The organism is Acidiphilium sp. PA (genome assembly GCF_026191915.1).
Taxonomy (GTDB): domain Bacteria; phylum Pseudomonadota; class Alphaproteobacteria; order Acetobacterales; family Acetobacteraceae; genus Acidiphilium.
Window position 1 is genome coordinate 238,738 of the sequence record NZ_JAIMBY010000001.1, and the last position, 18,042, is coordinate 256,779.

The 18,042-nt window shown below is 62.9% G+C and carries 17 protein-coding genes; 6 read left to right on the plus strand and 11 right to left on the minus strand.

Annotated elements, in window-relative coordinates; translation table 11 throughout:
• Positions 1 to 14 precede the first annotated feature (14 nt).
• The 3 genes from rimP to AruPA_RS01145 form a co-directional block, all read right to left on the minus strand.
• Complete coding sequence (gene rimP, locus AruPA_RS01135; RefSeq protein WP_265634333.1) at positions 15 to 539, minus strand: ribosome maturation factor RimP; 525 nt, start codon at positions 537 to 539, stop codon at positions 15 to 17.
• Between the two features lie 283 nt (positions 540 to 822).
• Positions 823 to 1,458, minus strand: a complete 636-nt coding sequence (locus AruPA_RS01140; RefSeq protein ID WP_265634335.1) for a phospholipid-binding protein MlaC — start codon at positions 1,456 to 1,458, stop codon at positions 823 to 825.
• 13 nt (positions 1,459 to 1,471) lie between these two features.
• On the minus strand, positions 1,472 to 2,284 hold the full coding sequence (locus AruPA_RS01145; protein ID WP_265634336.1) for a VacJ family lipoprotein: 813 nt from the start codon (positions 2,282 to 2,284) through the stop codon (positions 1,472 to 1,474).
• A gap of 222 nt (positions 2,285 to 2,506) precedes the next feature.
• Between AruPA_RS01145 and metF the strand changes: the two genes are divergently transcribed.
• The 3 genes from metF (at position 2,507) to AruPA_RS01160 (ending at position 6,640) form a co-directional block, all read left to right on the plus strand.
• The gene (gene metF, locus AruPA_RS01150) at positions 2,507 to 3,430 is read left to right on the plus strand and encodes a methylenetetrahydrofolate reductase [NAD(P)H] (RefSeq protein WP_265634337.1); all 924 of its coding nucleotides are present in this window, start codon (positions 2,507 to 2,509) and stop codon (positions 3,428 to 3,430) included.
• 127 nt (positions 3,431 to 3,557) lie between these two features.
• Complete coding sequence (locus AruPA_RS01155) at positions 3,558 to 5,735, plus strand: ATP-dependent helicase (RefSeq protein ID WP_265634339.1); 2,178 nt, start codon at positions 3,558 to 3,560, stop codon at positions 5,733 to 5,735.
• Positions 5,735 to 6,640, plus strand: a complete 906-nt coding sequence (locus tag AruPA_RS01160) for a 50S ribosomal protein L11 methyltransferase (protein ID WP_265634341.1) — start codon at positions 5,735 to 5,737, stop codon at positions 6,638 to 6,640. The genes AruPA_RS01155 and AruPA_RS01160 overlap by 1 nt, the downstream gene beginning before the upstream one ends.
• An 82-nt stretch (positions 6,641 to 6,722) precedes the next feature.
• On the opposite strand, the gene AruPA_RS01165 is transcribed toward AruPA_RS01160, so the two are convergent.
• Entirely contained in the window at positions 6,723 to 6,995 is a 273-nt protein-coding gene (locus AruPA_RS01165) for a DUF1127 domain-containing protein (protein WP_265634342.1), read from the minus strand.
• A gap of 166 nt (positions 6,996 to 7,161) precedes the next feature.
• Here AruPA_RS01165 and AruPA_RS01170 point away from each other — a divergent pair, with 166 nt between their 5' ends.
• Positions 7,162 to 8,919, plus strand: coding sequence for an aminopeptidase P family protein (locus AruPA_RS01170; RefSeq protein WP_408858555.1), 1,758 nt, complete (start codon positions 7,162 to 7,164; stop codon positions 8,917 to 8,919).
• A gap of 564 nt (positions 8,920 to 9,483) precedes the next feature.
• Here AruPA_RS01170 and AruPA_RS01175 read toward each other — a convergent pair.
• The 4 genes from AruPA_RS01175 to AruPA_RS01190 form a co-directional block, all read right to left on the minus strand.
• Positions 9,484 to 9,933: a PEP-CTERM sorting domain-containing protein gene (locus tag AruPA_RS01175; RefSeq protein WP_265634346.1), complete on the minus strand. Its 450-nt coding sequence runs from the start codon at positions 9,931 to 9,933 to the stop codon at positions 9,484 to 9,486.
• Positions 9,934 to 10,445: 512 nt separating this feature from the next.
• Positions 10,446 to 11,465 carry an alpha/beta fold hydrolase gene (locus tag AruPA_RS01180; protein WP_265634347.1) on the minus strand — a complete coding sequence of 340 codons (1,020 nt, stop codon included), beginning with the start codon at positions 11,463 to 11,465 and terminating at the stop codon, positions 10,446 to 10,448.
• A gap of 77 nt (positions 11,466 to 11,542) precedes the next feature.
• Positions 11,543 to 12,865 (minus strand): cytosine permease, encoded by a 1,323-nt coding sequence (locus tag AruPA_RS01185; RefSeq protein WP_265634349.1) that lies wholly within the window; start codon positions 12,863 to 12,865, stop codon positions 11,543 to 11,545.
• Positions 12,866 to 13,056: 191 nt separating this feature from the next.
• Entirely contained in the window at positions 13,057 to 13,413 is a 357-nt protein-coding gene (locus AruPA_RS01190; RefSeq protein WP_265634350.1) for a hypothetical protein, read from the minus strand.
• 389 nt (positions 13,414 to 13,802) lie between these two features.
• On the opposite strand from AruPA_RS01190, the gene AruPA_RS01195 reads away from it, so the two are divergent.
• Complete coding sequence (locus AruPA_RS01195) at positions 13,803 to 14,474, plus strand: PEP-CTERM sorting domain-containing protein (RefSeq protein ID WP_265634352.1); 672 nt, start codon at positions 13,803 to 13,805, stop codon at positions 14,472 to 14,474.
• 147 nt (positions 14,475 to 14,621) lie between these two features.
• Here AruPA_RS01195 and AruPA_RS01200 read toward each other — a convergent pair whose 3' ends face one another.
• A complete protein-coding gene (locus tag AruPA_RS01200; protein ID WP_265634354.1) occupies positions 14,622 to 15,116 on the minus strand; it encodes a cupin domain-containing protein in 495 nt (164 codons plus the stop codon).
• 203 nt (positions 15,117 to 15,319) lie between these two features.
• Here AruPA_RS01200 and AruPA_RS01205 point away from each other — a divergent pair, with 203 nt between their 5' ends.
• Positions 15,320 to 16,039, plus strand: a complete 720-nt coding sequence (locus AruPA_RS01205; RefSeq protein ID WP_265634355.1) for a hypothetical protein — start codon at positions 15,320 to 15,322, stop codon at positions 16,037 to 16,039.
• A gap of 192 nt (positions 16,040 to 16,231) precedes the next feature.
• Here the strand turns inward: AruPA_RS01205 and AruPA_RS01210 are convergent, their stop codons facing one another.
• The gene (locus AruPA_RS01210) at positions 16,232 to 16,996 is read right to left on the minus strand and encodes an inositol monophosphatase family protein (protein WP_265634356.1); all 765 of its coding nucleotides are present in this window, start codon (positions 16,994 to 16,996) and stop codon (positions 16,232 to 16,234) included.
• Positions 16,993 to 17,985 carry a cytochrome c family protein gene (locus tag AruPA_RS01215; RefSeq protein WP_265634357.1) on the minus strand — a complete coding sequence of 331 codons (993 nt, stop codon included), beginning with the start codon at positions 17,983 to 17,985 and terminating at the stop codon, positions 16,993 to 16,995. Before AruPA_RS01215 ends, AruPA_RS01210 begins: the two co-directional genes overlap by 4 nt.
• Between the last annotated feature and the right edge of the window lie 57 nt (positions 17,986 to 18,042).

The following is an 18,042-nucleotide window of genomic DNA, read 5'->3' on the forward strand; positions in this document are numbered from 1 at the left end:
GTTCGCAGGATGGTTCAGTTCGGCGGCGACGGCGTTTCCGTCGCCTTGATCAAATCTTCGGTCAGGACGAGCTTGGCCTTGCGGATGTCATGATGCGGCAAATCCACGGTCTCGCCGGTATCGAGCTTCACCCGTGCTGCGGTGTCATCCGCGCTCAGCACCGTCGCGGTCACCCGCTTGCGCCCGGCGGCGATCGGAACATCCATCTCGATCTTGGCCAGATGCCCGGCAAACCGGTTCCAATCCTTCACCCGCGTCAACGGCCGGTCGATCCCGGTGGAGCTCACCTCGAGCGTCCACGCGCTGCTGATCGGATCATCGACATCGAGCACGGCGGACACCAGATGGCTGATCCGCTCGCAATCATCGAGGGTCAATTGCGTCTGATCCGCCCGGTCCGCCATGATCTGCACGGTCGGCGTCTGCTTGCCCATGATGGTGACACGGACGAGTTCATACCCGATCGATTCGAGCCCGGGGGCGATCAGATCGGCGATGCGGCCCTCAAGGCCGGTGTGTTGCGGGCGAGTCTGGTTCAAACCTGGCATTCTCGGAACAAAGGCGGTTGGGCAACAAAAAAGGCGGCCCGTTGAGGCCACCTCCGTGAAGGTTGGAGTATGATTTTTCTGCTCTATAGCGCCGGACACGCACCGAGGCAAGGCCGGATCGAAGGGAAGAAAGAGTCTTCTTTTTTGTGAACAAAAAAGAAGCAAAAAAAACTTCGCTAATCTGGGCCCGTGCCGTTGAAACCGCCCGTGCTCCAAAGTCAAAAAGTTTTTTGCTTCTTTTTTACAAAAAAGAAGCCTTCCTTCCCTTACGGCCTCACCCCGCCTGCATCCGCGAAAGCTGCCGCTTCATGGCACTCAACAACGCCTCGACCTGACCGCCATGATCATTGATCACGCTCGAGTAATCCGACCGTTCAGTCACCCGCAGCGACGTGCCTTCAACCACCACGTCGACGATTTTCGGCTGCCCGCCGACGGTATCGACCACCCATTGAACATGCGCCGGTGCCTGGCCCTGCCGGCTGACCTCGGTGCTCACCATCTCGCCTTCTGGCCCGCTGGTTACCCGCCCGGTCTTGAAGGTCACACCCTTGTAGGCCCGGATCTGGGTGGTGATGTTATACGCCAGCGTCTGGTGGAACAGCTGCATGTATTCGCTGCGCTGCGCCGGCGTCGCCACCCGGTAGTAGCGGCCGAGCACGAATTTGCCGATCTGATCGACCGCGACGATATTGTTCACCAGCGCGCGCAGCTGCGCCGCCTTCTGGCTGGTCGAGCCGGCCCCGTTGATGATCGACACCAGCTTCTGACCGGAACTGTCGATGAAGGCCTTCGCGGTCGCAGCACTGGGTGCCGCGGCCAGCGCGCGGCCGGCAAGCAGGGGCGAAAGCGCCAGCACGGGCATCACGGCAAAGGCGCCGAGCAGAACCCGGCGGAAATAGGCGGCCATGGAGCAATCCTTTCTAGTTGGTGGAATCGTATTCCGCGTGCTTCATCGCCTTGCGCTGCGCGGCCGAATACCAGGCCGGCGGCGTGGCGACGTCGCGCTTGTTGATGTCCTGCAACTCTGCGGCACGATGTTGGCGATAAAGACTCCGGAATGTGGCATAGGGATCGAGCGAGGTCTTCTTGATGTTCGAGATCGTGCCATGCAGCTCGGCACGGGTGTTCACCACGCTCAGCGCATCCGACCCGTAGTTGAAAATGGTCAGACCCGTCGAAGGCGGCGCCGGAAACGTCGGGTTGAGCACGATCGAGGCCGGAATTCCCGTCGCATCACGCAGATCCGAAGGGCCCGCGAACGGCAGATACAAATACGGTCCCTCCGGCACGCCGTAACCCGCGAGCGTCAGGCCGACATCGGTATAGACCTTGTGATAGCCAAGCGCGCCCGCCGGGTCGAACAACCCGCCGATGCCGACCGTGGAATTGACCAGAAACCGCACCAGCGTCGTGCCGGCATCGCGCGGTTTGCCCGCCGCCATGAACTCCAGCAATTGCGCCGGCGCATCCGTATTGCTCATGAATTCGCCGACATGCCGGCGAATCCCCGGCGTCGTGACATCGATATACCCGATCGCGACCGGCCGCAGCACATAGGTGTCGAGCACATTGTCGAAATGATACGACGCCTTGTTGAACGGCTTCAACGGGTCGTTCTGCTGCTGATACGCCTCAAAGGCCGCCTTGTTCGACTGCGGCGGGGGCGTTGCACACCCGGCCAGCAGGCACCCAGCCGCCAACAGCGGCAAAACCGATTTCATCACGATGCCCATGGGCCTCCTTCATCGGCCCCGGGAATCAGGGCCGCTCACTCTTATTTATCGCGTACGCCAGCGCCAAGACTATTTACGAGTTGTTTTGTTACCCGATATGTAGCGCAAGAGCGAGCATGATCAACCGCTTGTGGCGGCCATCAGGCATGACCGTTCCCGCGCCGTGCCGGCCGCCTTGCCAGCCGCACCGCTTGCTGTCACCACGCCGCGAAGGAGATTGCGATGAGCCATGAACCACCCCGCGCCGCCCTGCAACGCTGGCTGTCCGGCCCGCGCGTCGCCCCCCTGCCGGGCAGCGTTCCGGCGGTGCCGCAGATTTCCTTCGAATTCTTCCCCCCGAAGACCGAGGCGCTGGAAACCCAGCTCTGGGCCTGCATCCGCCGCCTCGAACCGCTCGCGCCGCAGTTCGTCTCCGTCACCTACGGCGCCGGCGGCTCGACACAGGAACGCACGCACGCCACCGTGCTCCGCCTGGTCCGCGAAACCAGCCTGATCCCCGCCGCGCATCTCACCTGCGTCGGCGCCACGCGCGGCGAGGTCGATGACGTCGCCCGCCGCTACTGGGATGCCGGGGTCCGCCACATCGTCGCCCTGCGCGGCGATGTTCCCGGCGGTGCGCCCTATCAGGCCCACCCCGATGGCTACGCCTTCGCGTCCGATCTGGTGGCCGGCCTCAAACGCGTCGCCGATTTCGACATCTCGGTGGCCGCCTACCCCGAAACCCATCCCCAGGCCGCAAGCCCCGCGGCCGATCTCGACAATCTCAAACGCAAGCTCGATGCCGGGGCCAACCGCGCGATCACCCAGGTGTTTTTCGACACCGCCCATTATCTCGATTTTCTCGACCGCGCCCTCGCCGCCGGCATCACCGCCCCGATCATCCCGGGCATCATGCCGGTCTCCAATTTCACCCAGGCGCGACGGATCGGCGAAATGGGCGGCACATCGGTCCCGGCCTGGATGGGCGAGATGTTCGACGGGCTGGATGACGACCCCGAAACCCGCAAAATGGTCGCCGCCGCCGTCACCGCCGAACAGGTCCGCATCCTGCAGGCCAACGGCATCGACGAGTTCCATTTCTATACGCTGAACCGCGCCGACCTCACCTATGCGATCGCGCGTATCCTTGGAGTCAAGGGCAAGTGAAGACTTCTTTTTTTGAAAAAAAAGAAGCAAAAAAACTTCATTTATCTGGGCCCTTGCCCGTGAAAGCGCCCGTGCCCCAGAGGACTAAAAGTTTTTTGCTTCTTTTTTCCAAAAAAGAAGCCGTCTCTTGACCGCCTACCTGACCCGCCTCAACCAGGCCCAGCGCGAAGCCGTCGAAGCAACCGACGGCCCCGTCCTCGTGCTCGCCGGCGCCGGCACCGGCAAGACCCGCGTCCTGACCACCAGATTCGCCCATATCCTGCTCAGCCGCCGCGCCTTCCCCAACCAGATCCTCGCGGTCACCTTCACCAACAAGGCCGCCCGCGAAATGCTCGAGCGCGTCTCCGCCCTGCTCGACCAACCGGCCGAAGGCCTCTGGCTCGGCACGTTCCACGCCCTCGCCGCCCGCATGCTGCGCCGCTACGCCGAGCGGGTCGACCGCACATCGAGCTTCTCCATCCTCGATTCCGACGATCAGTTGCGCCTGCTCAAACAGGTGATGGAAGCCCGCCGGATGGACACCAAGCGCTTCACCCCGCAAGGGCTGATGGGCGCCATCCAGCGCTGGAAAGACCGCGCCCTGCTGCCCGATGCCGTCCCGCGCGACCAGGATATCGACTGGGGTGCCGAATCCGCCCGCGACCTCTACGCCGCCTACCAGGACCGCCTGCGCGCCCTCAACGCCTGCGACTTCGGCGACCTGCTCCTCCTCGCCTACGACCTGCTCCGCCGCGACCCCGAGGTCCTGGCCGACTACCACCGCCGCTTCCGCTACATCCTGGTCGATGAATATCAGGACACCAACCTGGTCCAATACTACTGGCTCCGCCTGCTCGCCCAGAGCCACAGGAACATCTGCTGCGTGGGGGATGACGACCAGAGCATCTATTCCTGGCGCGGTGCCGAGATCGAAAACATCCTCCGCTTCGAGGCCGATTTCCCCGGCGCCAAAATCGTCCGCCTCGAAGCCAACTACCGCTCGACCGCCCCCATCCTCGCCGCCGCTTCGGGCCTGATCGCCCATAACGAAGGCCGCCTCGGCAAGACCCTGCACGCCGGCCGCCCCGATGCCGATGGCGAAAAGGTCGAGGTTCTCGCCTTCTGGGATTCCGATGAGGAATCCCGCGCGGTCGCCACCCGCGTCGAAACCCTCCGCCGCGACGGGCATAAACTCGCCGAATGCGCCGTGCTGGTCCGCGCCGGCTTTCAGACCCGCGCCTTCGAGGAACGCTTCATCGCGATCGGCCTGCCCTACCGCATCATCGGCGGCCTGCGCTTCTACGAACGCGCCGAAATCCGCGACGCCATCGCCTATCTCCGCGTCATCGCCCAACCCGCGGACGACCTCGCCTTCGAACGCATCGTCAACACCCCCAAGCGCGGCCTCGGCGACACCGCCCTGCGCACCATCCACGAACGCGCCCGCGCCGATCAAACCCCCCTCGCCGAAGCCGCCGCCCGCATCGTGGCGGATGCCAGCCTGCGCGGCAAAGCGCGTGAGGGTCTGCGCGACCTCGTCTCCAAACTCACCGACTGGCGCGCCGCCCTCAGGCGCGACGGCCACGTCACCACCCTCGCCACGGTGCTCGATGAAAGCGGCTACATCGCAATGTGGCAGGACCAGAAAACCCCCGATGCCGCCGGCCGGATCGAAAACCTCAAGGAACTCGTCCGCGCCCTGACCGATTTCGACACGCTCGAAGGCTTCCTCGAACATGTTTCCCTCGTTATGGACAACGATAACGAGGCGGATGACGACAAAGTGTTCCTGATGACCCTGCACGCGGCCAAAGGCCTGGAGTTCGACACGGTGTTCCTGCCCGGCTGGGAGGAAGGCGTCTTCCCCAACCAGCGCTCGCTCGATGAGGGCGGCGCCAAATCGCTCGAGGAGGAACGCCGCCTCGCCTATGTCGGCATCACCCGCGCCAGGCAGCGCGCCATCATCTCGCACTGCGCCAACCGCCGCATCTACGCCAACTGGCAATCCAGCGTCCCCTCCCGCTTCATCGAGGAACTGCCGGCCGATTTCATCACCATGGGCGGCTCCGCCAGCCTCGCGCGCGAACAACGCCTGTCCGCCCCGCCGGTGTTCGCCACCGCCACCCCCCTGCTGGCCCGGCGCGACGATGCCTGGAACCCCCAGGCCCGCCCACCCCGCACCGACAAACTCACCGAAGGCACCCGCGTGTTCCACCAGAAATTCGGCTACGGCGTCATCATCGACACCGATGACGACCGCCTCGACATCAAATTCGAAACCGCCGGCGAAAAACGCGTGCTCGACCGTTTCGTGGAACGCGCCTGATGCCCCAGGTCGAACAGCTCGAACGCATCATCCTCACCGTCCCCGCCGTCGCGCTCGAAGCCTTCGAGGCCGCACTCGGCTGCTGCTGCCGCACCGTCGGCTTCTTCCTCGATGAAAAGACCAACACCTGGGTGGTCGAAGGCCTCCGCGAAATCGACGGGTCGGACGGCGATCTGATCACCGCCCTCATCCTCGCCGAAGCCGCCAGCGGCATCAGCCCGGCGATCCAACGCATCCGCGTCCCCGCCGGCGGCTGGCTCGCGCGCAGCTACCAGGGCTTTCCCGAACAGAAAATCGGCCAGCGCTTCGCCATCCGCGGCACCCACATCAAAACCGCCAAACCGCCCGGCCGCCACATCATCACCGTCGATGCCGGCCTCGCCTTCGGCACCGGCGAACACGGCTCGACCCGCGGCTGCCTGCTCGCGCTCGAACGCACCGCCAAACGCCGCCAGCCGCTGCGCATCCTCGATCTCGGCACCGGCTCCGGCATTCTCGGCATCGCCGCCGCCAAAATCTGGGGCCGCCGCGTGCTCGCCACCGATATCGATACCCGCGCCGTCCGCGTCGCCGCGGCCAACGCCGGCATCAACGGCATCGCCCCTCTATTCCGCGCCCGCCAGGCCGATGGCTGGCTCAGCCCCACCCTGCGCCGGCACGCGCCCTACGACCTCGTGTTCGCCAACATCCTGGCCCGCCCGCTCGCGGCCATGGCCCACCAGCTCGCCGCCAAACTCGCCCCCGGCGGCACGGCCATCCTCGCCGGCCTGCTCGACCGCCAGGCACGCTGGGTCCTCTCCGCCCACCGCCGCCACGGCCTCGTGCTGAAACAACGCATCAACGACGGCGAATGGACCACCCTGATCCTCGAAAAACCGATCCGGGCCGGCGTGCGTGGGTTTTGAACGAAGCAACCGCCCCAAACGCGACAAGGGGAGAGCATCGCCCTCCCCTTGCCCGAAACCAATGGAGCCTGAAACCCGCCGCTCAGACGCGCGACGGAAACTTGCCCCGCACCACGTTGCGGATGTCCGAGCGCGCAATGCCGAGGTCGGCCAGTTCACGATCGTTCAGTTCCGACAGTTCACGATAAGCCTGCCGCGCCGCACGCTGCTGCGTGAACATCGCGCGCACGCGCTCGAACATCGCAACCGTGCGGTTGAAATTGTCGCGCAGCGCCGCATCGATCGCGGCATTCTGCGAAGCGATCGCATCAGCGACCGGGGAGCCGAGTTTGGTGGAGTTCGTTGAAGTGGTCATGATCTTCTCTTTCGGTTCAATAACAACAGGCGGGGAAGGCGATCTGTGCATCATTGCCAATCGTCATCGTCGTCTTGCAGCGCAACATAAGCCCCCGATCACGACTTGTGGAGCGAAGCTTTTCTCTGTCAGCCATGCAAAAACATGATAGGAAATTGATTAAGATATGATGAAAGAGCGTATCTCATCCTTGCGGGCGGCATTGCAGGCACAAGGACTCGACGGCTTCATCCAGCCCCGCAACGACGAATTCCTTGGCGAATACGTCCCCGACAGCGCCGCCCGCCTCGCCTGGCTCACCGGCTTCACCGGCAGCGCCGGCCTCGCCATCGTCCTCGCCGACCAGGCCGCCGTCTTCTCCGATGGCCGCTACACCCTCCAGCTCGAATCCCAGACCGACCCCGCCATCTGGCAACGCCTCCACATCACCGAAACCCCACCCGAAACCTGGCTGAAAACCCGAGGCCACCTAGGCCAGATCGGCTACGACCCCTGGCTGATGAGCGCCAACACCGTCGCCAAATTCACCGATGCCGGCCTCACCATGGTCCCCATCGCCAACCCGATCGACAGGTTCTGGAACGACCGCCCCGCCCCGCCATCCGCCCAGGCAACCCCGCACCCCATCGAATTCGCCGGCGAATCCGCCGCCGCCAAACGCCAGCGCATCGCCGCCACCATCGCCGACGAGGGCGCCGACGCCGTCCTCCTCACCGACCCCCACGCCATCGCCTGGCTGCTCAACCTCCGCGGCGCCGACCTGCCGCACACCCCCATCGCCCTCTGCTTCGCCCTCCTCCGCCGCGATTCATCCGCCATCCTGTTCATCGACCCCGCCAAAATCCCGGCTGAAACCCGCACAGCACTCGGCCCCTCGGTCACCATCGTCCCGCGCGAAGCCATGGCCGAAACCCTCGCCACAATGCGCGGCAAACGCATCCGCCTCGACCCCGCAACCGCCCCCATCCGCCTGACCCAGATGCTCGGCGACGCCGGCACCATCACCGTCTCCGGCGATGACCCCTGCGTCCTGCCCCGCGCCCTGAAAAACCCCGTCGAACAGGCAGGCGCCCGCGCCGCCCACCACCGCGACGGCGCCGCCATGTGCCGCTTCCTCGCCTGGTTCGAACAAACCGCCCCCACCGGCAGCCTCACCGAACTCTCCGCCGCCGCCACCCTGCGCGCCTGCCGCGCCGCCGCCCCCACGTTCCGCGCCGAAAGCTTCAACCCGATCTCCGGCGCCGGCGAACACGGCGCCATCATCCACTACAGCGCCGACGACGCCAGCAACCGCGCCATCCACCCCAACGAAGTCTACCTGATCGACAGCGGCGCGCAGTACCCCGACGGCACCACCGACATCACCCGCACCCTCTGGACCGGCCCGGACACCCCACCCGACCTGATCACCGATCGCTTCACCCGCGTCCTCGCCGGCCACATCGCCCTCGCCAGCGCCATCTTCCCCGCCGATACCACCGGCCCGCAGCTCGATGCCCTGGCCCGCGCCCCGCTCTGGCAAGCCGGCCTCGACTTCGACCACGGCACCGGCCACGGTGTCGGCTCCTACCTCTCCGTCCACGAAGGCCCGGTCAGCTTCCACAAACGCGGCAGGCCAATCCCCCTCGCCCCCGGCATGATCCTGTCGGATGAACCCGGCTACTACGAGCCCGGAGCCTTCGGCATCCGCCTCGAAAACCTCCTCCTCGTCACCCCGGCCCCCCTCACCACCAAAAAACCCTTCCTCACCTTCGAAACCCTGACCCTCGCCCCCTTCGACCGCCGCCTGATCAACCCCACCCTCCTCACCCCGCACGCCATCACCTGGCTCAACACCTACCACACCCGAATCCTGCACGAGATCGCTCCCCTGGTGGACCAGCAAACCCAGGCCTGGCTCGAAACCGCCTGCGCTGCGCTATGAAACGGAAGCAAGCGCTTCTTTTTTGAAAAAAAGAAGCAAAAAACTTTTATGAATGCGGGTATTGCAACAACCCCGACCGAGTCCCAGCGGCCCAGATCGCACGATCCCGCACGACCGCGTTTCCAGTCGGAATCGAATACGGCAACGCATTGATGTCATTCACTGGAACGCAGCTTGCAAGACTCTGGACCCACCGAGATATCGCTTCCATGCAGAAATCTTGCACAACCTGCACAGGCATCTGGATCGTTGGACAACACGCGCAATCACGGCAGATCTGAACAGGAGGATGGTGCGAGGGGCATCGCCATCGTCGGCTGCGCGGGACGTGGCGGATCAACCCTCGCGCGCCTGCGTGGCCGCCGGTGCGGCCTCTTCATCCTGCATTAGAATACGCTTTCGGCGCGGTCGGTCTGTCAAAAGGCAGATCGTCTCCAGCGCCCGCAAGGACCGATGAGCCGCATCAAAAACAGTCACAAAATCGCGACGCTGGCCGCATCGGTGAACGGCGTGGCGCATGCCTCCTGGCTATGCCCCACGCCAATTGCGCCTCGCTATTCGAGCTCAGACGTTCTTGCGGCGCCTGCGCGTAAACACAGCAAGCGCGACGAGACCCGAGCCAAGAACCGCCAATGAACCGGGTTCGGGAACGGCAACCGGAGTCAAAGAAAAAATCCCGGAGGTGATAAAACCCCCGTTCGCGCTCCCGGGCGGCGCAAGGATATCAGCATACAACCCGGCGCCGTTGTAAGAATAAATGTTAATCTCCCCGCCGAGCGCGTCAGTGAACGCTAGACCTGCTTGGTCAAGATAAACGGCGCCGGGCGTTGGCGAGTAGTAGACAATATTATCATTAGCAGGAACCGAACAGCACGAGCCCGGCGCAAGCAGGCCAGTAATGCTGGACCCATTATAGGTCCCGGTAATCGCCGTGATGTCATAACCCGCTGGACTGTTCAAACTGTTGGAAGGATCGAGGCGGCCAGTCGTCAGCGTACCACTGGCGCGGTCCAACAAGGGTGACCCGGTGTAGGACCAGTCATAGACCGCTGCAGGGGCCGTACCAGCGAGGCACAACAATGCCCCAAGCACCATCAGTGTCGATCGACCATATAGCGTCATCGTAAATAATTCCTATTTTTGCATGTTTCGAACATATCATGGACAAAATATTACCAGCAAGATATGTGCCAAAAAATATAGTTTTTAAATTCAATACGTTGCCAAAATCGCTCCCGGGTGAGTGTAAAGAATCCTGACAAAATCTCCGTAACGACTCGCCGAATCGACGCGGAAACCGTCAGACTGCCGCGCACGGCGCAGCCGGCCCGGTGGGCGGGCGGTCCCTTGCGCAGCACGCCAGATCAAAAAATTACGGCAAGTCGATGCCATCGCGACCAACCGTGTCCGGTAAGCGCATAACACCGCCCGGTTAACCATCTCCCAATGTCACCGCAGCCGGCGTGCTCAAAACCCATCAGTCAGGACCACACCCACGGCCCCGCCCTCCAATCGCCCACCAACCTTCAAGCCGCCAGCAGCTCTTTCAATTTACCATCGATGAAATCGACATCGACCGGATTGGTTCCAGGCCCGCCCGCGAAATGCCCCCAGATCGAGGGTACCGGAATCAGCGTCGCATTCGGCATATGCGCAACCTCGAACGCGCTGTCCTCCGGCGGAAAATAAAGATCGGTCTGGCCCGGCATCACATACGCCTTCGCCTTGATCGCACCGAGCGCCTTGGCAAAATCGCCGTTATACAGTTCATTGTCGCTGATATCGCCGTTCTGCCAGGTCCAGAGCATGGTCAGCAGATTGTTCGCATCCTTCGGCAGAAAAAACCCTTCCCAGAACGCAACCAGGAAATCTTCGAGCGAAGAATACCCGAGCGTCTTGATATCAAGCGCCTCGCGATAAAACGCCTGCGAAAATCCCCACCCCGCATAAACCCGCGCCATCGCCCGCAGCCCGCGCGCCGGCTTGGTGGTGTACCAGCCATCGGCGAAGGCCGCATCCGCCGTCAGCGCCGCCTTCACCCCTTCCAGAAACACGAAATTATGCCGCGAACACTTGGCCGACCCGCAGAACGGCGCAATCCGCTCCACCATGTCCGGATACAGCGCCCCCCAATGAAACGTCTGCAACGCCCCCATCGACCAGCCCACCACCAGGCGAACCCGCTCGATCCCGAACAACTCGGTCACCAGCCGGTGCTGCGCCCGCACATTGTCGCACGCCGTCACCAGCGGAAACCGCGCCGCGTTATACGGCTCAGGCGTATTGCTCGGCGAGGATGACAGGCCGTTACCCAGCATGTTCGGGATAATAATGAACAAATGCGCCGGATCGAGCGCCCGCCCCGGCCCGATCAACCATTCATTGTCGTAATGCTGTCCCGAATACCATGTCGGATAGACAACGACATTATCCTTCGCCGCATTGAGCGTGCCGAACGTCTTGTAAGCAAGCTTGCAACCGCGGATCGTCGCACCGCGTTGCAAACCAAAATCGCCGAGGTCGAAAATTTCATAGTCTGCCGGCATTGTCTGTCCTTTTCCGTTCGCAGGCCAAGGGAAATGCGCGCCGCTGTGCCTGCACCGGCGGCCGCATGAAACTCAACTCAGGCGATGCGCCGCGCCCGCTCGGCAGTCAGCGCGCCAATCGCGTAATACGCCACCCCGCCTGTGATCATCGAAGCAATGGCGGTCGAATACCCCGGCGCATCGAACTGCACGAGCAACCCCACCGCCGAACCGATTGCCCACGCAATGAACGGGCTGACGCGCACATTGGCATCGACCGTCGCATCCCGCCGCAGACTATATTGATCAACCAGAACAATCGCGCCGATCGGCGGCACCAGCACCCCGAGCAGGCTGAGCCACTGGATGAAGAACGCCCAAACATTCCCCGCCGCAACCACAATGCCAATCGCACCCAGCATCACCGCCATCACGCGCATATGCGTCCCTAGAATCCGCGACCACCCGGTTGATGAATTATACAAACAATGCGAGCAGACCGAGCCAAGATTGCAATACAGAAACACCGCCGCCAGCGCGCTGAGCCAACCGAGTTGCAATCCGTTCAAATACCCGAACAGATTATCGGAGCCGAACGGGTTGGCATCCGGCTTGGCCAGTGCCGCGGTCATCACACCCCCGATCAGCATGGCAACCAGATTGGCAATCGGAAACGCGCACGCCGTCGCAATGATTGAATCCCGCGTCGAGCGTGCCCAGCGATTGAAGTCGGCGGTTACCGTCCCGGCATCGATGAACAGGGCAATTACAACGGTGAGGCCCGCGCCCATCGACATCGTCGCTTTGCCGTTATTGCCGGCATAGGCCAGAATCGCATGCCAACTGCTATGGCTCGCCGCATCGCCGGCAACGAACAGACCGAGCGCCAGAAACAGCGGAATCGAAACCAGCCCGATATAGTGCAGCCCACGCACGCCCACGAACGTAATGCCGATATAGAAAACCCCGGCAATCACCGTCATCAACACATAATTCAGATGATACGCACTACTCACCAGCGCCCCGGTAATCCCGGTCTGCACCGCGTACCACCCCAGCAGCAGCGTCGAGAGCAGGCCGGACGCAACCACATAGCCTTTGCGGCCGAACACGATGCTGGCAAGCTGGGCAAAACTCGTACCGCTGCGCGTCCCCAGCACGCCAAGTGAACCGACATAAACCAGCATGACCAGATTCCCGATCACCATCGCCGCCAGCGCGTCGCGAAACCCCATGCCGAGCACCAGGATCGAACCGGTCATGGCGCCCGTCATGATCATCGGAAACCCAGCCCACACCAGCGAGACCGAAAACAGGCTGCGCCGCGCGGTCGGCGGCACCGGGTGGTGCTCATACTCATCACCCAGCAGATGATCCACCTCCGCCTGCCCGAAAGCCCCGTGCTCATGCGTCTGTTTCATTGCTTGCCCTGACAACCTTTCATGAGGAATACTCCGTAAATGTACTGAATGCTTCTGGCTTCATGACCGAGCCTCGACATGCCTGGTCAGAACGCAAAAAAACCCGCACCAACCGATGAAGGTCGAGACGGGGCAATACTGCCTGGCATTTGAAGATCCCGCAGCGCTGTTGCTGCGTTTGGCAAATTTCGTTACATATTCACATAGCTGATATGCCGCGTGACGTCAATGATCACCGCCCGCGACGCAGCAGGCACATTTCTCTCTCGCATCCCATCACCCTCATCGGCCAAGCGCCTGGTAACGCCCAGCTGGGCATTGCCAAATCGCGCAATCACGCGCTCGGTCAGACCAAAATGCGTCGTTGCACCACAATATGCGCAAAATGGACGTCCGCCGCCGGATCGTCCCTGTCCCCCGCCGATATCCCGCCCTGGCGCCCGCACTGCCGACAGCCGCAGGATCGAAATACCTCCAGCGCGCACCGGACGTGTCGCACCGCGTGCCATTGCAGCCATTGATGAAGTCAGGCCACTGCCGAACGTCATTCCGCACACGGCCGCAAAGACACGTCAGTTCCAACGTCGTCCACCCAAACCACAGGGACCATCCCCGGCAGAAACCACCCCGGACGCGGCCCTCCCGCTTCATGGCGCAAATGGATAAAAAATAAAATTATTGCCGATAAAGCACAAACCATGTCAGCGGTTGACAATGCAAACCGATTGCAATCAGAAGTGGTGTCAGGATTCTTTACAACTATGCCAGGAATAGACGAGTAGCTGCACTCTAACTAACTGAAATCCTTGAAAATTAATTTTTGGCATGATGTTTGCTTAACATACCGGCAGGTGAATACCGGCGGATCGCGTGCGCGCTGAACGAGTCGGCCATACACCACAAAAAATGTGATTTAACCGCTGTTATGGAGATGATGATGCGCAACAAACTTCAGAGATTGGCTGGCGCCACGGTCCTGGCCGCCACTTTGGCGGGCGGCATCGCCCACGCGTCGCCGATCACATTCGCCGTGCAGGTCTGGACGGCATCGACACCCGGCGCGACGAGCACCAGTGCCAGTCAGCAGGCCACGCCCGACAATCCAATCGCACAAAACGCCAACCTTGCCACATCCTTCAGCTTCGCCGGCTTGCCTGATTGGAACAATCCGGCCCACTCAGCCAATACGTTCACCGATTTCGTTGTTCCGTCGACCGCTATCCAGAATCAAGTTTTCTTTGGCACCTATGCCACCACGCAAAACTTCGTTCTGAGCACCAGTAATTTCAGCAGCGTGTCGCTGTTCGAATTGAGCTTTACCACAACCGCCAATCTGTCGGGCACAATCCAGCACGACGACGGTCTGAGCATCTGGAATAGCATCAACTCGGTCGAATACGTCAACAGCGCCGCCCCGACCAACGAGATCGGAACGCCCTTCTCGCTCGGGCCGGGCAGCTATAACCTGTGGTATGTCGAAGCCAACGGCGCGCCGGCCGTGCTGAAATTCAATGTGCCGGAGCCGGGTTCGCTGCTCGTGCTCGGTACGGGTCTGATCGGCCTTGGCCTCGTGCTGCGCCGGTCAAGGAAAGACCGCGTCATCGGCTAACGCCCCGCCGCCCCATCGAGCCTGACGGAAAACCTCCGGCCGCGCCGGAGGTTTTTTTTCGCCTCCCCAGCGCCCACACACGTCAAACCAGGCCCCGGTCATCGCAAACAGCAACAAGGCCCCCCGCCGGAGGCAGCCCCGGCGCCGTCAAACCGGTGGCTCGACCTTGGGTCGCCCATCGTGCGGACCCAGCGGCCGCTCCGGCGGGTTCACCCAGCGCTCCGGGCAAGCCGCCTCAAAGCTCGCATTCAGCGGATAGCGGATCCGGTTTTCATGCGTTGCCTCGCCAACCACCAGCAGCCGGACCTCGCTGGCCGTGTTGTTCATGAATGTGTGCGAAATGCCGGTACCGGGCGGAAACCCCACAGCGTCACCCACGCGCAGGCGCACCAAATGGCCGTCGATCCAGGCATCCGGCGTGCCCTCCAGAACATACACGAACTCTTCCAGCGCGCTCTCGGCATGGGGGTAGGAGGTCCGCCGGCCAGGCGGCAGGCGCTCGTGATGGATGCCGATCCGCTTCAGCCCCAGCTTGCGGCCGAGCGGCGCATTGATCGAAAGCAACTCGTCATCACCCGGATAATGCGCGTTATCCGGCTCTTCCAGCTCTGACCAATGCCGGACGAAATCAGGTCGATCCATCAATACCCTCCGTTGCCACGGCCCGTCACGAGCCATATCGGAACAACCTAGCGCACAACCACCCAAAACCCATCACCCCGACCCCACACCGTCATTGCAGGCAGCGCGGCAATCCACCCCAGCCAACCCCCAAACAAAGAATCTAACAAAACCTCTAACAAACCTCTTTCTCACCCCCCACCCGCCATGGTTTACACTTACCCATGATCGCAAACGCGCCGTTCATGCCTGCCGATCCGACCGAGCGCTTCACGGTGATCTTCCGTGCCCTGCAGCGCTCGGTCGCCGACAACGGCTACCGCCTCAAAATCCACGGCCCGCTCATCGTCCTGATCTGGAACTACCTCGCCCGCCAGATCGCCCGCTTCGCCCGCATCGCATCCCGCCCACCCCAATCTCCCCGCACCCGCACCCGCGCTCCCGGACCGGTGGAGCGCGAACCCGCCACCGCCAAACCCAAACCACCCCTCACACTCCCCCGCGGCTTCGCCTGGCTCATCCGCCTGCTCCCCAACGGCCCCGCCACCGTCGTCGCCGGTGCCGCCGCCCGCGCCGATCTCCAGCTTTTCATGGAAGACCCCATCGTGCTGGACCTGCTCGCCACCCACCCCAGCCTCGGCCGCATCCTCCGCCCCCTCCACACCATGCTCGGCCTGCGTCCCCCCCAAATCATCAAACGCCCCCGAAAACCCCGGAGCGAGCCCGCAAACCCCGCCACCCCCCGCCCGAAACGCCCCCGCCCGAAACGCCAGCCCGACTTCATGGCCCAATACAAAGTCAACCCCGACGGCAGCATCGACTTCACCCCCGAACAACTCCGCGACATCCTCGGCCCACCCCCACCACCCGTGCCCCCCTGGCACCACCCCTTCGTGCCCTCCTTCGATGCCAAAAAAATGTGGCGCAAAGGCCCACGGGGCTGATGCACGCCTGAATCGTTACGATATCATAACGAAACAGGCAAAGAAGCAAGGGAAGTTCTTCTTTTTTGTGAACAAAAAAGAAGCAAAAAAAACTTTGTTCATTTGGGTCTGCGGCTGTGAAAACGCCCGTGCCTCAGGGTCAGAAAGTTTTTTGCTTCTTTTTTACAAAAAAGAAGCCTTCCCTCCCCTACCCTACCCCAACGCCGCCAATACCCCGCCCAGCATGGCCCTATCTCCCAGCGCCAGCACCTCGCCCGGGCTATCCAGCGTCAGCCGCCGTCCCTGCCAATCCGTCACCGACCCACCCGCCGCCTCGATCACCGGCACAACCGCCGCCCAATCCCACGGTTTCAGCCCCGCTTCGGCGATCACGTCGATCTGTCCCAGCGCCAGCAGCCCGTAGGCATAGGCATCACCGCCATAGGTCACCCGCCGGCACGCGGCCGCGAGCCGGCCGAATTTCACATGCTGCGCCGGTTCGAACATCTCCGGCGCCGTGCAGGACAATTCCGCATCCGCCAGCGCCGTCAGTCTGCGGCACCCCGCACGACCGTGCCGCCCGCTGAACTGCAGCACCCCGCCATCCGCCAGCCAGCGCTCCCCGGTGATCGGCTGATCGATCAGCCCAAGCACTGGCACGCCCTCGTCGAGCAGCGCGATCAGCGTCGCAAAAATCGGCCGTCCCGTAATGAACGCCCGTGTCCCATCGATCGGATCGACCACCCAGGTGAAGCGCCCGCGCGCCACCCCGCCCATCTCCTCGCCGATGATCCCAAACGCCGGCGTCCGCTCCGCCAGCACCGCCCGGATCGCGGCCTCGGCACCCTGATCCGCCAGCGTCACCGGGCTGTCATCGCTTTTGGTCACCACATCCGGCAGCGCCCGGAAATACCGCCCGATCACCGCCCCCGCCGCATCCGCCGCCGCCGCAGCGACGGCGGCATACCCATCGCTCACTTCAGCGGCGCAGGGCTGGCCGATTGCGCGTTCAGATACGCCACCACATCGGCGCGCACCTGGTTATTCTTGATCCCCGGATACGCCATATGCGTCCCCGGAATATCCTTCATCGGATTATACAGCCACTCGTTCAGCTTATGCGGCGTCCATTTGCCATGCGCCGCCTTCTTCACCGCGCCCGAAAAACTATACCCCGCCTTGGCGAACATCGGTGACCCCACCACGCCGTACAAATTCGGCCCGACGCCGTTGGCCCCGCCACTGTTGATCGAATGGCACGCCGAGCATTGCTGCTGGAAAAAACTCTCCCCCTTGGCGACCACCGCGCTGGCGAGCAGCGGCTTGATCGAGGGCGCCCCGCTGCTCAGCCCCGCCGGCGCCGCCGCCGCGGTCGCCGTCGCACCGCCCGCACCCGGCTTGGGCAGCGGAATCGGGTTGGACGACAGCGTCCGCAGATACGCGATCGTATCGGCGCGCACCTGGTCGTTCTTGATCCCGGTATAGCCCATCCGCGTGCCCGGCACGTCCTTCTGCGGATCGTCGAGCCATTCGTTCATCTTCTGATAGGTCCACACGCCCGACGCCTTCGCCTTCGCGGCCGAGGAGAAATCATACCCCGCCTTGGCGAACATCTTGTCGTTCATCACGCCGTACAAATTCGGCCCGACCCCGTTCGCCCCGCCCTTGTTCACCGAATGGCAGGCCGAACATTGCTGGGCGACGAAACTGGCCCCCTTGCTGACATCCGCCTTGACGATCAACCCGTCGATCGAGGGCACCCCACCCCCGGCCGGCGCCGTCGCGGTGGCCGCCGTCGCAATCACCGGCTTCTTCGGCGCGTCCTTGCCGGAAATGATTCCGGCCGCGTGAGTCGCGATCCAGAACACCAGCCCGGCCGACAGAATGCCGCCAGCGATCTTGTTCAGCAGCAACGGATCACGACGCTTGCCGCCGGTACCGTTCGCATGGGGGTTTGGCGTATTCATAGTCAGGCATCCTCCAGAGCTTTACCGGGGGATGTATAACGATTTAGGAAAGTGCGA

What these genes read in the sequence shown, in the direction of transcription:
- AruPA_RS01140 (WP_265634335.1), bottom strand. Translation starts at nt 1,458, where the DNA reads ATGGCCGCCTATTTCCGCCGGGTTCTGCTCGGCGCCTTTGCCGTGATG.
- AruPA_RS01145 (WP_265634336.1), bottom strand. Translation starts at nt 2,284, where the DNA reads ATGGGCATCGTGATGAAATCGGTTTTGCCGCTGTTGGCGGCTGGGTGC.
- metF (WP_265634337.1), top strand. Translation starts at nt 2,507, where the DNA reads ATGAGCCATGAACCACCCCGCGCCGCCCTGCAACGCTGGCTGTCCGGC.
- AruPA_RS01160 (WP_265634341.1), top strand. Translation starts at nt 5,735, where the DNA reads ATGCCCCAGGTCGAACAGCTCGAACGCATCATCCTCACCGTCCCCGCC.
- AruPA_RS01165 (WP_265634342.1), bottom strand. Translation starts at nt 6,995, where the DNA reads ATGACCACTTCAACGAACTCCACCAAACTCGGCTCCCCGGTCGCTGAT.
- AruPA_RS01170 (WP_408858555.1), top strand. Translation starts at nt 7,162, where the DNA reads ATGATGAAAGAGCGTATCTCATCCTTGCGGGCGGCATTGCAGGCACAA.
- AruPA_RS01180 (WP_265634347.1), bottom strand. Translation starts at nt 11,465, where the DNA reads ATGCCGGCAGACTATGAAATTTTCGACCTCGGCGATTTTGGTTTGCAA.
- AruPA_RS01185 (WP_265634349.1), bottom strand. Translation starts at nt 12,865, where the DNA reads ATGAAACAGACGCATGAGCACGGGGCTTTCGGGCAGGCGGAGGTGGAT.
- AruPA_RS01190 (WP_265634350.1), bottom strand. Translation starts at nt 13,413, where the DNA reads ATGACGTTCGGCAGTGGCCTGACTTCATCAATGGCTGCAATGGCACGC.
- AruPA_RS01195 (WP_265634352.1), top strand. Translation starts at nt 13,803, where the DNA reads ATGCGCAACAAACTTCAGAGATTGGCTGGCGCCACGGTCCTGGCCGCC.
- AruPA_RS01200 (WP_265634354.1), bottom strand. Translation starts at nt 15,116, where the DNA reads ATGGATCGACCTGATTTCGTCCGGCATTGGTCAGAGCTGGAAGAGCCG.
- AruPA_RS01205 (WP_265634355.1), top strand. Translation starts at nt 15,320, where the DNA reads ATGATCGCAAACGCGCCGTTCATGCCTGCCGATCCGACCGAGCGCTTC.
- AruPA_RS01215 (WP_265634357.1), bottom strand. Translation starts at nt 17,985, where the DNA reads ATGAATACGCCAAACCCCCATGCGAACGGTACCGGCGGCAAGCGTCGT.